This window comes from Halorubrum sp. ASP1 (assembly GCF_005435135.1).
Lineage (GTDB): Archaea > Halobacteriota > Halobacteria > Halobacteriales > Haloferacaceae > Halorubrum > Halorubrum tropicale.
Map to the genome: position 1 here is coordinate 244,929 of NZ_SGUA01000006.1, position 13,207 is coordinate 258,135.

General features: G+C 70.8%; 16 protein-coding genes. 10 read left to right on the top strand and 6 right to left on the bottom strand.

The genetic code is table 11. The features are described 5' to 3' along the window. Positions 1-35: 35 nt before the first annotated feature. Together malQ and EXE48_RS11325 are read left to right on the top strand one after the other, a co-directional pair. Positions 36-1,526 carry a 4-alpha-glucanotransferase gene (malQ, locus tag EXE48_RS11320; RefSeq protein WP_137711443.1) on the top strand — a complete coding sequence of 497 codons (1,491 nt, stop codon included), beginning with the start codon at positions 36-38 and terminating at the stop codon, positions 1,524-1,526. Between the two features lie 3 nt (positions 1,527-1,529). Then, positions 1,530-2,558, top strand: coding sequence for a sodium:calcium antiporter (locus EXE48_RS11325; protein WP_053771472.1), 1,029 nt, complete (start codon positions 1,530-1,532; stop codon positions 2,556-2,558). A gap of 48 nt (positions 2,559-2,606) precedes the next feature. Here EXE48_RS11325 and EXE48_RS11330 read toward each other — a convergent pair whose 3' ends face one another. Continuing rightward, entirely contained in the window at positions 2,607-2,819 is a 213-nt protein-coding gene (locus EXE48_RS11330; RefSeq protein ID WP_053771473.1) for a PLDc N-terminal domain-containing protein, read from the bottom strand. A gap of 88 nt (positions 2,820-2,907) precedes the next feature. Between EXE48_RS11330 and EXE48_RS11335 the strand changes: the two genes are divergently transcribed. From EXE48_RS11335 to EXE48_RS11355, 5 genes are all read left to right on the top strand, one after another. After that, entirely contained in the window at positions 2,908-3,240 is a 333-nt protein-coding gene (locus EXE48_RS11335) for a hypothetical protein (RefSeq protein ID WP_053771474.1), read from the top strand. An 87-nt stretch (positions 3,241-3,327) separates the two neighbouring features. Next, the gene (locus EXE48_RS11340; RefSeq protein ID WP_053771475.1) at positions 3,328-4,641 is read left to right on the top strand and encodes a Zn-dependent hydrolase; all 1,314 of its coding nucleotides are present in this window, start codon (positions 3,328-3,330) and stop codon (positions 4,639-4,641) included. 314 nt (positions 4,642-4,955) lie between these two features. Continuing rightward, positions 4,956-6,011: a transcription initiation factor IIB gene (locus EXE48_RS11345; RefSeq protein WP_053771476.1), complete on the top strand. Its 1,056-nt coding sequence runs from the start codon at positions 4,956-4,958 to the stop codon at positions 6,009-6,011. A gap of 124 nt (positions 6,012-6,135) precedes the next feature. Beyond that, positions 6,136-6,315, top strand: a complete 180-nt coding sequence (locus EXE48_RS11350; protein WP_053771477.1) for a DUF7836 family putative zinc-binding protein — start codon at positions 6,136-6,138, stop codon at positions 6,313-6,315. Positions 6,316-6,551: 236 nt separating this feature from the next. Further along, positions 6,552-6,785, top strand: coding sequence for a UPF0058 family protein (locus EXE48_RS11355; protein WP_004598519.1), 234 nt, complete (start codon positions 6,552-6,554; stop codon positions 6,783-6,785). Between the two features lie 118 nt (positions 6,786-6,903). Here EXE48_RS11355 and EXE48_RS11360 read toward each other — a convergent pair whose 3' ends face one another. Then, positions 6,904-7,344 (bottom strand): DUF555 domain-containing protein, encoded by a 441-nt coding sequence (locus tag EXE48_RS11360; RefSeq protein ID WP_121599594.1) that lies wholly within the window; start codon positions 7,342-7,344, stop codon positions 6,904-6,906. Between the two features lie 140 nt (positions 7,345-7,484). Continuing rightward, entirely contained in the window at positions 7,485-8,411 is a 927-nt protein-coding gene (locus EXE48_RS11365) for a DNA-3-methyladenine glycosylase family protein (protein ID WP_137711444.1), read from the bottom strand. 93 nt (positions 8,412-8,504) lie between these two features. On the opposite strand from EXE48_RS11365, the gene EXE48_RS11370 reads away from it, so the two are divergent. Beyond that, positions 8,505-9,005, top strand: a complete 501-nt coding sequence (locus EXE48_RS11370) for an SRPBCC family protein (RefSeq protein WP_137711445.1) — start codon at positions 8,505-8,507, stop codon at positions 9,003-9,005. 70 nt (positions 9,006-9,075) lie between these two features. Here EXE48_RS11370 and EXE48_RS11375 read toward each other — a convergent pair whose 3' ends face one another. Together EXE48_RS11375 and EXE48_RS11380 are read right to left on the bottom strand one after the other, a co-directional pair. After that, on the bottom strand, positions 9,076-10,650 hold the full coding sequence (locus EXE48_RS11375; RefSeq protein WP_137711446.1) for a sensor histidine kinase: 1,575 nt from the start codon (positions 10,648-10,650) through the stop codon (positions 9,076-9,078). 60 nt (positions 10,651-10,710) lie between these two features. Continuing rightward, positions 10,711-11,598 (bottom strand): DMT family transporter, encoded by an 888-nt coding sequence (locus EXE48_RS11380; protein ID WP_137711447.1) that lies wholly within the window; start codon positions 11,596-11,598, stop codon positions 10,711-10,713. 124 nt (positions 11,599-11,722) lie between these two features. Between EXE48_RS11380 and EXE48_RS11385 the strand changes: the two genes are divergently transcribed. Beyond that, complete coding sequence (locus EXE48_RS11385; protein WP_053771482.1) at positions 11,723-12,025, top strand: DUF8124 family protein; 303 nt, start codon at positions 11,723-11,725, stop codon at positions 12,023-12,025. Between the two features lie 24 nt (positions 12,026-12,049). On the opposite strand, the gene EXE48_RS11390 is transcribed toward EXE48_RS11385, so the two are convergent. Further along, positions 12,050-12,883 carry a hypothetical protein gene (locus EXE48_RS11390; RefSeq protein WP_233561614.1) on the bottom strand — a complete coding sequence of 278 codons (834 nt, stop codon included), beginning with the start codon at positions 12,881-12,883 and terminating at the stop codon, positions 12,050-12,052. Between the two features lie 140 nt (positions 12,884-13,023). Here EXE48_RS11390 and EXE48_RS18935 point away from each other — a divergent pair. Further along, a partial coding sequence (locus tag EXE48_RS18935) for a hypothetical protein (RefSeq protein WP_206750430.1) occupies positions 13,024-13,207 on the top strand: 184 nt, incomplete at its 3' end.

The following is a 13,207-nucleotide window of genomic DNA, read 5'->3' on the forward strand; positions in this document are numbered from 1 at the left end:
CAACGCTTGAGTCGGTGGGGATCGCAGGGGGTCGTATGCGATTCGACCGCTCCGACGCCGTCTTCTGTCACGTCACCTCGCTGCCGGGGGCGTACGGGATCGGCGACCTCGGCGAGGGCGCGCGCGACTTCCTCTCGTTCCTCGGCGAGGCCGGCGTCGACCACTGGCAGATCTGTCCGTTCGGGCCGACGCTCTCCGTTGCCGGGGAGTCGCCGTACCAGTCGCCGTCGGCGTTCGCCGGCAACCCGCTGTTCGTCGACCCCGACGGGCTCGTCGCGGACGGGTGGCTCGACGAGAGTGACCTCGAACCGGTGCCCGACTTCCCGACCGGCCGCGTCGACTACGACGCGGTCCGCGAGTACAAGCTCCCGCTGTTGCGGACCGCCTTCGATCGGTTCGAGGAGCGGGCGACCGAGGCGGACCGCGCCGCCCTCGACGAGTTCCGCGAGCGCGAGCCGTGGCTCGCCGACTACGCGCTGTTCCGCGCGCTCTCCGACGCGCGCCCGGAGGACGTCTGGACCGACTGGCCCGCCCCGCTGCGGACGCGCGACCCCGAGGCGCTGGCCGACGCGCGCGACGAGCACGCCCGGGAGATCCGGTTCCGGGAGTTCGTCCAGTGGACGTTCGACCGCCAGTGGCGCGACCTGCGGGCGGTCGCGGCCGATGAGGGGGTGTCGATCGTCGGCGACGTGCCCATCTACGTCGCGCTCGACTCCGCCGACGTGTGGGCGAGCCCGGAGGCGTTCCGGCTCGACGAGGGGAACCGCCCGACGGCGGTCGCGGGCGTCCCGCCCAACGCGGGCGACGACGGGCAGCGGTGGGGGAACCCGCTGTACGACTGGGAGCACCTCGCCGAGTCGGGGTACGACTGGTGGCTCGACCGGTTCCGTCGGCTGTTCGAGCTCGCGGACGTGGCGCGGCTCGACCACTTCCTCGGGTTCGCGAAGTACTGGGCGATCCCGGCCGACAGCGACGACCCCGCGGACGGCGAGTGGCGCGACGGGCCGGGGCGCGACCTGTTCGAGACGGTGGAGCGCGAACTGGGCGAGGCCCCCTTCATCGCGGAGGACCTCGGATTCGAGGAGCCGGCGATGGAGGAGCTGATGGCGGAGTTCGGCTTCCCGGGAATGCGCGTCCCGCAGTACGCCGACTGGTGTGCGGAGGGGAACCAGTACCAGCCGATGCACTACGGCGAGGGCGTCGTCGGCTACACCTCGACGCACGACACGGACACCTGGGTCGGCTACTTCGAGGACCTCCCGGCCGAGCAGCGCGACTGCTTCCGGTACAACGTCGGGTCCGAGCCCGGGGAGTCGCCCGAGTGGGCGATCATCGACGCTGTGTGGGGGTCGGACGCGATCCTCGCGGTGACGACGCTCCAGGACCTGCTCGGGCTCGGCAGCGACGCGCGGTTCAACGAGCCCGGCACGATGGCCGGCAACTGGGAGTGGCGCGTCACCCGCGACGCGCTCGACGACGAGACAGCGGCCCGGCTCCGGGAGCTGGGCGGGCGACACGTCCGGTAGCCCGTGACGGGGATCCTCCCCGACGCGCCGGTCGTCCACGTCCTCGTGATCGCCGCGGCGACCGGGCTGATCTGGGTCGGGAGCGGCTGGCTGGAGGAGGCCGCCGAGACCCTCGCCGGCTACTACGGGCTGCCGGCCGTCGTGCAGGGGTCGGTCGTGGTCGCGGTCGGGTCGAGCTTCCCGGAACTCGTGAGCGTGCTCGTCACCGCTTTCACCGGCGTCTTCGACATGGGCGTCGGGGCGCTCGTCGGGTCGGCCATCTTCAACGTCCTCGTGATCCCCGCGGTCGCCGGCCTCGGGACAGAGTCGGACCTGGAGGCCAACCGGGCGATCGTGTACAAGGAGGCGCAGTTCTACATGCTCGCCGTCTCGGCGCTGGTCGTGACGTTCGCGCTCGCGGTCATCTACTTCCCGGTGTCGACGGAGCCGATCGTCGGCGAGCTGCCGCGCTCGCTCGCGGCCATCCCGCTCGGGCTGTACGTGCTCTACCTGTTCATCCAGTATCAAGACGTCGACGACGCGGCGGCGGAGCGCGTGCGCGACGGGGTCGACCTCCGGCGGGAGTGGGCGAAGCTGGCGGCCGGCCTCGGGCTCATCGTCGTCACGGTCGAGCGGCTCGTCGCGTCGGTCGAGTCGCTCGGCGCCACCTTCGGCGTCCCGGAGTTCCTCGCCGGCGTCACGGTCGTCGCGGCGGCGACGAGCCTGCCGGACGCGCTGGTGAGCGTCCGGACGGCGCGCGACGACCGCGGCGCGACGAGCCTCGGCAACGTCCTCGGGTCCAACACCTTCGACCTGCTCGTCGCGATCCCGCTCGGCGTGCTGATCGTCGGCGCGGTCGAGGTGAACTTCTCGACGGCGGTGCCGATGTTCGGCGTCCTGACGGCCGCGACCGTCCTCCTGTTCGTGACGCTTCGGACGGAGCTCGCGCTCGGGGAGCGCGAGTCGTACGCGCTGCTCGCGGCCTACGCGCTGTTCGTCGCGTGGGTCGTCGCCGAGACGGTCGGTGCGACGAGCGTGCTGAAGGGCGTGTGAGGTCCGGCGCGGGCGGTCACGCGACGACCGTCGCCGGACGGCGATGCCTCAGTAGGAGTTCCGGCCGATGATGAGGTACAGCAGGAGGCCGAGGATCGGCGCGAAGAACACCACGAGCGCCCAGAGCACGGGCGGGTGATCGCTCCGCGACTGCGCGTCCGAGTACGTCCACACGATCATCGCCAGGTGGACGACGAGGAACACGAGGCTGATCAGCAGGGCGATCCCGGCGGCCGCACCCTGGAGGAGCAACGGGGACATGCCATCTTATCTACGAACGGGCCCCGACAAGTGCTTTCGGATCCGCGCCCGGCGAAACCGCTTTTCGCGTCGAGTGCGAACGGTTCGCATGGTGAACGCGGTGCGCGCGCTCGGCGCCGCGATCGAGTGCCTCGGCGTCGGCGTCCTGCTCGCGCGGTGGCGAGCGGCCGGCGACGAGGTCCGGGCCGGCCCGTTCGCGGTCGGCTTCGCGGCCGGCTACCTCTATCGGCATTCGCGGACGATCGCCGGCTGTCGGCGGCTCCGGGGCGGACCGGGGCGGACCGTCGGCGTCGCGCTGGCGTGGGCGGCGCTCGGGGTCGCCGTCGCGCGCTCGCTCGACGGCCCGGCGGCGAAGCGCTCGTTCGCCGCCGGTCTCGGAGCGGGGTCGGCGGGCTACTGGCTCGCGCGGCGGAACGAGTGACGGCGCGGTGCCGGCGACGAGCGGTCGTGCCGCCGAGCGCCCGGCCGGAGCCCGAACCGTTTTGATCCCGCGGGACCCGGTGCCGGTATGAACCTCCCAGTCGACGCGGACCGGCTCCGCGCGGACATCGAGGCGAACGCGGCGTTCGGCCGGGTCGAGACGGACGACGCCGACGCGCACGCCCGAACGAACCGAACGGGGACCGAGGCCAACCGGGAGGCCCGGGACCGGCTGGTCGCGCGCCTCCGCGACGCCGGCCTCGACGTGACCGTCGACGCCGTCGGGAACGTCCTCGGGACCTGGACTCCCGAGAACGCCGACCCGGGCGCCGCCCCGGTCGTCTCGGGGAGCCACCTCGACAGCGTCCCGGAGGGCGGCATCTTCGACGGGCCGCTCGGGGTGTACGCCGCGCTGGAGGCCGTCCGCGCGATGCGCGACGAGGGCGTCGAGCCGGACCGGCCGGTCGGGGTCGTGAGCTTCACCGAGGAGGAGGGCGGCACCTTCGGCAACGGGCTGTTGGGATCGACCGTCGCGACCGACGAGCTACCCCTCGACGAGGCGCTCGCGCTGTCGGACGGCGACGGGGAGACGCTCGGCGAGGCGCTCGACCGGATCGGCTACCGCGGCGGGGACGCGGTCGACGCCGCCACGCCGACCGACGCGGAGGGCGCGCCGACGACGGTAGACCCCGCGTCGTGGGGGGCGTTCTACGAGCTCCACGTCGAGCAGGACACGACGCTGGAGGCGGCGGGCGCGGCGGCCGGGGTCGTGACGACGATCACCGGGATCACCCACTGCGAGGCGACGATCGACGGGGAGGCGAACCACGCGGGCGCGACCCCGATGGACGAGCGGACGGACGCGCTGGCGGCTGCGAGCGAGTTCGTCTCGGACGTCGAGCGCGCCGCGAACGAGATCGTGGAGTCGTCGTCGCCCTCGGCGGTCGGTACGGTCGGGTCGCTGTCGGTCGCGCCGAACGCGACGAACGTGGTCCCCGGGCGCGTCGAGGCGGGCGTCGACGTGCGCGACGTGGAGGCCGAGTCGATGGAGTCGATCGTCGACGCCGCGCGCGGGTCGCTGGCGCGGCTGGAGCGCGAGCGCGGAGTCGAGACGGCGTTCGAGCGCCCGTTCGACGTGGCGCCGACGCCGATGAGCGACCGCCTCCGCGAGGCCGCCCACGAGGCCGCCGACGCCGCGGACCGCGAGGCGGTCGACCTCCACTCCGGCGCCGCCCACGACGCGATGCGGGTGGCGCGCGTCGCGGACGCGTCGCTGCTGTTCGCCCCGTCGCGCGACGGGATCTCGCACAACCCGCGCGAGTGGACCGACTGGGCCGACTGCGCCGCCGCGACCGAGGTGCTCGCCGGGGCGATGGCGCGCGTCGCCGCCGGCGACCCGTGACGGCCGCAGGCGAGGGCGACGCGCGCGAGCGCCCCGGCACAGCCGCTTTATTTGTCGGACACCCCGGCCCGGAGCGGTCCGAGAGTGAAGTATATATACGATCGCGCGGCCCGAACGGCGGTCCGGGCGTCGTCGCGATCGGACCGTCAAGGCCGCCCTGACGGCCGTTTTCCTCCTCCAGAGGCGAATTTCGTCTTTCGCCCGCTATCGTCAATAGCGACATATTTATATGTTCTCACTACTAACTACATGTTAACAGACTGGCGATTGCGGACCTCGCTGTATTTTCGTCGGGGGATCGTCGGAGCAAGCCCATGACAGAGACATACACCTACAGCGACGGCGGCACGGAACGGGACCGACTCGCGGACCGAGGCGACGCGCCCGCGTCCGGCGAGCGCACCCGGACGAGGGACGCGGCGGGAGCGGAGTCGACGAGCGTCGACGAGCGCACGGAGAACGAGCGCGAGCGGATCACCACCTGTCCGGAGTGCGACGGCCGGCTCGCCACGGACACGGAACACGGTGAGACGGTCTGTAGCGACTGCGGGCTCGTCGTCGAGGAGGACTCGGTCGACCGCGGGCCGGAGTGGCGCGCGTTCAACTCCGGCGAGCGCGACAGCAAGTCGCGGGTGGGGGCCCCGACGACGAACATGATGCACGACAAGGGGCTCTCGACGAACATCGGCTGGCAGGACAAAGACGCCTACGGCAAGTCGCTCTCGGGCCGACAGCGGCGCCGGATGCAGCGACTGCGGACCTGGAACGAGCGCTTCCGCACCCGCGACTCCAAGGAGCGCAACCTCAAGCAGGCGCTCGGCGAGATCGACCGGATGGCGAGCGCCCTCGGGCTCCCGGACACCGTCCGCGAGACCGCCTCCGTCGTCTACCGCCGGGCGCTGAGCGAGAACCTGCTTCCGGGCCGTTCGATCGAGGGCGTCGCCACCGCCTCGCTGTACGCCGCCGCACGGCAGGTGGGGAACCCCCGGAGCCTCGACGAGTTCACCGCGGTCTCGCGGGTCGAGAAGATGGAGCTCACCCGGACGTACCGCTACGTCGTCCGCGAGCTCGGACTGCGCGTCCAACCCGCTGACCCGACGAGCTACGTCCCCCGGTTCGTCTCGCGGCTCGACCTCTCGGAGGAGACCGAGCGGCGCGCGCGCGAACTGCTCGACGACGCCGCGAACGCGGGGATCACCAGCGGCAAGTCGCCGGTCGGCCTCGCCGCGGCCGCCGTCTACGCCGCGGCACTGCTGTCGAACGAGAAGGTGACCCAGAGCCAGGTGTCCGACGTCGCCGACGTCTCGGAGGTCACCATCAGGAACCGGTACAAGGAGCTGCTCGACGCGAGCGGAACCGCGAGCGCCTGAGCGGGCGATGCGGTCGTAACCGATCGCGGGGTCGGCCCGTCGAATCGGCCGCGGGACCGACCCGCCGACCGTCGCGGATCGCCTGCCACACACGTTTTTAACGCGGCCGCCTGTACTGGATGACATGGTTGACGCGTTCGTCAGACTCGTCTGTCCGGAGTGCGGCAAGGAGTGGCAGGACAATCCCGCCGAGCTTCAGGATCTGCGGTCCAACTTCACCTGTTCGGCGTGTCACGCGACGCGCCGCCTGACGGAGTTCATGCGGACGGAACGCGACCTCGAGGCCGTCAAGCAGTTCCAGTAGCGCACGCCGGCGCGACGGCCGGCCCGCGATGCCGATCCTTCCGGTCGCCCGGTGACCGACCGCGTAGCGACGCCCGTCGCTCGCGAGCCGGCGACCGCTCCGGACGGTCGCAAACGATCCTGATAGATCTATCGAGAATCCACTTCTCCGCCCCGCTACTCGCGAAATACGCGAACAGCATGGTAACGTGACTCAAGATAATAATATAAACCTCCGGTAGCAAAGGACTGGTACTCATGAAGAAGCAGGAGCTCATCCATCTTCACGGTCTCCTCGCGGAGGTACGAAAACAGTGCGAGTTCTGGGACGACGACGTCGACCTCGAAGCCTACGAGGAACTGGGCGTCAAGCCGACATCGATTCACAAGTCGAAGACCGACCACAAAGCCGCCGTTTTCAAGCTGACCGAAGGAATCACCGAGCCGATGGAGTCGTCCGAATCGGAGCCGCTGGCCCCGACGGCCGACTGAACCGTCTACTGCGCGCCGCTCCTCGCCGACCGACCGTTCACCGATCAGCGACGCCGCCGTCCGTCGTCCCGTGTCGTTCTCGCCCGCGGACCGGCGGTGTCCGAACCGCTCTCGGGGCTCAGCGACCGTCAGTCGGCCCGTCGTCGCCGGGATCGAGTTCGCCGTCTTCCGACTCCGGCGTTCCTTCAGCCGTCGGGGGGTCCTCCGGTCGGTCGCTCTCCTCGGGGGCTATCTCAGTCACCGAGAGCACTTTCAGCGGAATGTTACGGAGCCGCTTGCCGATCTCCTTGCGCGCGACGCGGCTGGCGTGTTCGTCGCGGTCGACGTTGAACACGTCCATCCGGAGTTCGAGGGCGACGAGCGCCTCGTCGGCCGCGACGAACGCCGGGTCGAGCTGCTCGCCGCTGGGCGACGTCCGCGTGCCGGTGTCGATCTCGACGTAGTTGAGGTCCGGGTTGAGCATCTCGCCGGTCTTCGAGATGGCGATCCGGACCGCCTCGTCGGGGGTCTCCACGTCGTACACCGGGACCGCGGCCTCGACGACGACTCGACAGTCCATCACGGCCGAGCGTACCACGCGAACGAGTATCAAACTTCGGCCGGGACCGACTCTCGGCGGCCGACGCGGTCGGCGAGCGGGCGTCTCGCGGCCGCTCGTTCCCGCGGAGACGCCGGCGTCCGCGGACGCGGGCCCGTCGGTCACTCCCCGCCGGCGCGGAGGTAGTAGAACACGTACGTCTGCGCGTAGCCGGCGAACTCGCCGCCGAACCGCTCGCGGATCGCGCGGGAGGTCGCCGCGTATCTCCCGCGGTCGCAGTCGGGGTAGTACTCCTCGATGGTCGTGCGGATCCAGGTATCGAGCGGCACCGCTTCGAGGAAGCCTAGCGAGAACAACAGCACGCAGTCGGCGACCTTGTTTCCGACGCCGACGAACCGCGTGAGCGACTCCCGCGCCTCCTCGTAGGGGAGGTCGGCCGCAGCCAGGGGATCGGCCTCGCCGCTCGCGACCATCTCCGCGGTGCGCTGGACGTACGGCGCCCGATAGCCCAGAGAGAGGTCGCGGAGCTCCTCTTCGGTGCGCGCGGCCAGCTGATCCGGCGCCGGGAACGCCCGGTACGTCTCGTCGCCGAGCGCGACCGCGTCGCCGTACGTCTCCCGGAGCCGCCGCTGCATCCCGTGGATCCGCGCGACCCGCATCTGCGCCGAGCAGATGAACGAGATCAGACAGGGGAATACCGGGTCGCGGGTCAGTCGCATCCCCTCGTAGGCGTCGTAGGCCCGTTCCAGCAGCGGGAGGTCGGGCGTCGCGTCCAAGATCGCGTCGAGGTCGTCGTCGAGTCGGAGCAGGTGCGTCAACAGCGGCTCGGCGTCCGTCGAGGCCTCCCAGCGGAGCCGCCCGTCGTGGACGCCGCCCTCCTGTCTGACCCGGACCGCGACGCGTTCCTCCGTCACGCCGGGAATCGGGTCGACGACGGTCTCGTACCACGCGTCGCCGCCGTGGGCGTGAAGCTCGTCGTACGTCTCGCCGTCCGCGCGGTTCCAGAGGTAGCTCTGTCCGCTCTCCAGGGTCGCCTGGAGATCGAACGGTCCAGCCAGGTCGCCGACGTCGATCGCCCCGCGTTCCATCGTCTCGTCTCACGCCGCGCGCGGGCATGCGGGTTTCGGTCCCAGAACCGCCGCCGAGGACGGCTTTTTGTCCGCCCGCACCGTACCGCGGGTATGCCGACGTACAGGCGGACGACTCGGGTGCCGGTCCCGATCGAAGACGTGTGGGATTTTCACTCCACGGTCGACGGACTGCGAGAACTCACCCCGGACTGGATGCGTCTCCGCGTCGACAGCGTCGCGGGGGCGGACGGGTCGCCCGACCCCGAGGTCCTCGTCGCGGGCTCGGAGATCGAGATGTCGGTCCGCCCGTTCGGGGCCGGACCGCGACAGCGGTGGACCTCGCGGATCGCCGAGCGCGAGCCCGACGGCACGGCGTCCCCGGAGCGCTCCGCCCGGTTCGTCGACGTGATGGAAGGCGGTCCGTTCCGACGGTGGGAGCACACCCACGCGTTCTACGCCGACGGCGACGAGACGCTCCTCGTCGACACGGTCGCCTATCGGCTGCCGCTCGGCCCGCTGGGCGACGCGGTCGGGCCGCTGGCGAAGGTTGGATTCGAGGGGATGTTCCGCGATCGGCACCGCCGAACCGTCGAACGGTTCGCCGAGGAGTGAGCCGCTCGCCGAAAACTGAGAGTCCGACGAACGTTGACCGGGTCGCGGCGACGACGACGCCGACCGAACGTTACGGCGCCGCGACCCGCGTCGCGTCCGTGTCGAAGGTGAGTTCGAAGACCGCGCCGCCGTCGTTCCGGACGTCGATGTCCCACTCGTGCGCCTCGACGATCCGGTCGACGATCGCCAGGCCGATCCCGGAGCTGTCGGCCGAGGAGACGCCCGAGTCGAACACCGTATCGACGAGTCCGACCGGGATGCCGGGCCCGTCGTCAGCGACGTACATCCCGCCGACGTCGCCGCCGTCGGTGAGCGGACCGATCTCTATCGAGACCTCCGGACCGCCGTGGTCGATCGCGTTCCGGAAGAGGTTCTCGAGCGCCTGCCGGAGCCGGCTCGGGTCCGCCTCGACGCACCCGATTTCGTCGGCGATCGTGAGCGTCGCCTTCGGCGCGCGCACCGAGTCCCAGGCGTCCTCGGCGACGGCCGCGACCGGCACCGGCTCCGTGTCGCCGATCGCCTCGCCGCGACGCGCGAGCATGAGCAGGTCGTCGATCAGCGTCTCCATGCGGTCGACCGCGCCGCTCATGGCGTCGTACCGCGACGGCGTGAGTTCGTCCTCGGAGAGCGACAGGTAGCCGGAGAGCACGTTCAGCGGGTTCCGGAGGTCGTGCGAGACGACCGCGCTGAACTGTTCCAGCTGTTCCGCCTGCCTGCGGAGCGCTTCTCGGCGGTCGTTGCGCGCGATCGTGTGCGCGATCAGGTCGCCGAGGGTTCGGTACAGGCTCACCTCTTCGTCCGTCCAGACGCGGCAGTCGTCAGACTCGAACGCGACGATGCCGCTGAGCTCCCAGTCGACGACGAGCGGGACGTGGACCGTCGCCGCCGGCCCGGCGAGGCCCGCGTCGTCGTTGCCCTCCGAGTCGTCCTCGGCCGGAGAGGATCCGCGTGCGACGTTGCCGAAGGTCGATAGCAGGTCCGGGTCCGGGAAGTCGTCGAACGGCCTCGGCGCCGGGTCGAACCCCTCGGGACACCAGTCGTAGGCGGGGACGAACTCGCCGTCCTCCTCGCGGTAACAGACGATCCGATCGAGTTCGGCGTGTTCGCCGACGTTCTCCATCGTCCACTCGATCTTCGTGCCGACCTCGTCGGTGCGCGTGCTCATGAGCGTCGTCCCGGCGTCGAGCAACACCTCGGAGAGCCGGGCGACGCCGTCGCCTCCGAGCGTGACGCGGTCAGGGCTCATCTGCCCCCGGATCCGCTCCGCGAGCGGGTCGACCGCGTCCCCCCCGACGTGACGGCCGCGGTCGTCGGCCTCGACCACGTCGTCCACGTCGGCCGCCAGCAGTGTTCGGATCGTCGCCGTCGACGCGTCCTCGACGAGCGCGATCACCGGCACGTGGGACGGGAGCGCGACGAGTCTCTCCGTGACGACGTCGTCCGCCACGGCCGAGGCGGTGACGACGACCCCGCACGTGTCTTTCAGCGGCTCCTCGCCGCCTCGGTCCTCGCCGAAGTCAGTGGGAGCGAGCGTCCGAAGGGACGGGCCGCCCGCGCCGTTCCACGCGGCCTCGACCGAACGGGCCACGCGTTCGCTGGCGCTCTCGTCGTCGCCAACGAACGCGACGACCGTTCGCCGGTCCATACTTTACCCACCGGTTCGGCGGTCTTGAACGTTCACCCCAAAATATCGGCGCTGAAAACGCTACGACGAGTTCGTCGTCGCGGTGACGTAGATACCAACGAGGACCACGCAGCCGCCGGCGACCGTCGCCGGGGTGGGCGTCTCCGACAGCAGCGCGGCCGCGAGCAGCGTCGCGCCGACCGGCTCACCGAGCAGGGAGACGGACACGACGCTCGACTCCAAGTGCGCGAGCGCCCAGTTGAGGACCGTGTGGCCGAGGAGCCCCGGTCCGACCGCGAGCCCGACGAACAGGAGCCACTCCCGGGCGGGGTACCCCGTCAGCGGGTGGCCGGCGGCGAGCACGAACGCGAGCAGGACCACCACGCAGACGCCGTACACGACGGTGACGTAGGGGACCAGCGAGATCCGCTGCCGCAGCGAGCGACCGGCCAGCACGTACCCCGCCGCGGCGACGGCACCGGCCAGCGCCAACGCGTTACCGTACAGCGGGCGAGCCCCGACCGTCACGCCCCCAAGAAAGTCGCCGAGCGACATCGACGCCATCCCCGCCACGGCGACCGCGATGCCCGCGGCCATCTGCCGCGTGACGCGCTCGCGCAACAGCAGCCACGCGCCGACCGCGACGAACACCGGCTGCGCCTGAACGAGCGTCACGCTCGCGGCGACGCTCGTCCACCGGAGACTCTCGAACCAGGCCGCGAAGTGGATCGCGAGCGCGACGCCGGACAGCACCGCGAACGCGAGGTCGCGCGACCGGATCCGGCCGAACTCCCCGCGGTACCGCCACGCCGCCACCGAGGCCAACGGGAGGGTCGTGAACAGCACTCGGTAGAACGCGGCGACCGAGCTCGGCGCGTCGCTCAGGCGGACGAGGATCGCGCCCGCGCTCACCGCGACGACCGCCGCCGCGAGCCCCGCCCTCGGCGACACCGCTGGCGTCGAACTCATCGAGTCTTCGATCATTCGAGCGGGGGGTGCTTACCGGTTTCGAGAGTCGAGCGTGCGAGTCGGCGCGGTCGCCGTCATGTCCGCCGCCGACGGTGATTTCACCCCCCGTCGCGAACGACCGTCCATGTGTGCGGACACGTTCGGCGTCGGCATTCGCGTCGCCGAGACGGAGCTCCGGGTCGTCGTCGGCGTCCCCTCCGACATCGACGCCGGGTGGACCGACCCCGAGGCGTTCCAGTCGCTCGTCGCGGAGGCCGTCTGGGACCGGCTCGACAGGCGCCGGACGCTGGCGGCGGTCGACGCCCGGTACGACACCGGTGAGACCGCCGCCCTCGGAAGCGTGACGCTGGAGCCCGACGGCACCGTCGTTGAGACCGACCTCAGACGCATCGCGGAGACCGACGAGCGGGACGAAACCGGCGGCTGACACACCGAGCCGGGAGGCGACGTCTCACTCCTCGACGTCGTCCGCTTCGAGCGCCGCGCCGATCGCCGACGTCCGATCCGGCCGGTACGCGGTGAGGTCGTACCGGGTCGGTCCCACCGTGTCTCCCCACGTTTCCAGCGCGCCGAGCGTGACCAACCCCGACAGGGTCGCCCCCAGCGTCCGCGGCGTCGTCTCCGGGTCGGTCAGCGCGGCGTGGACCTGCTTCGACTGCGGGTAGTTCCGGTCGCACGCCTCGATACCGCGCTTGGCCTCTGCCCAGTGACGACGGACGTACCCGAAGGTGGTGGGGTCGTCGCGCGAGAGCCGTTCAACCGCCGCCGTCGCGGTCGCGTCAGCGTCGACGAGGGCGTCGAGGCGTGACAGTAACTCGGCGGAGCACTCGGCGGAACAGCCGAGCAGGACGCGGTTCGCCTCGTCGGCGAAGCGCTCACGGAGACGGTCCGCGAACCCGACCGCGACGTCGACGCCCTCCCGCGCGGCGACGGGCGCGAGGTCGTCGACCAACAGGTCGACCGTCCCCTCGGGAACGCCGTCGAGGTGATCGCCAACGGCGTCGAGCACGCGCTCCCCATCGGCGTCGCGGCCGAGCACCGTGTACGCGAGCCCGTTGTTCGGTACCACCTGCGTCGACGCGGTGGCCCCGCTCCGAGCGATGTCGTTCACGTCCACCGCCGCCTCCCGTGCCGGCGGCCCCGCTACGGTCCGACTCCAGCCCCTCCGCCACGCCTCGACGTCGGTGCCGAACAACACGGAGACGACACGGTCCGAAGCGACGCCGTCGCGAAGCGACGGCTCGTCGCCGCAGCACAGTCGAACCGCGTCGTCCGACCCGCCCATGTTACATTGACTTCAGCGACAGAAGTGATAAACTTACGGACGAAAGTATTAGTACTGATACGGTTCCGCCGAGACAATCTTCGACTCAGCTCCTGGACGGCGCAGTCGCTGACGGACGGTACCCTGACTCAGCCGCCTCGATGGACGCCAACCACACCATCGAGTCAGTGTCCACCGAATCGGACGCGTCGCTGTCACTCGTTGGATATGAAGAAAGCCCACGGACGCGCTGTCCGTGGGCTGTGGTGGGAGTATTCCCGTATGAGTGGGCAGGCGGCGACTCGTGGTTCCCAGAGGATCGCTCACTCCAGTACTTCACGATAC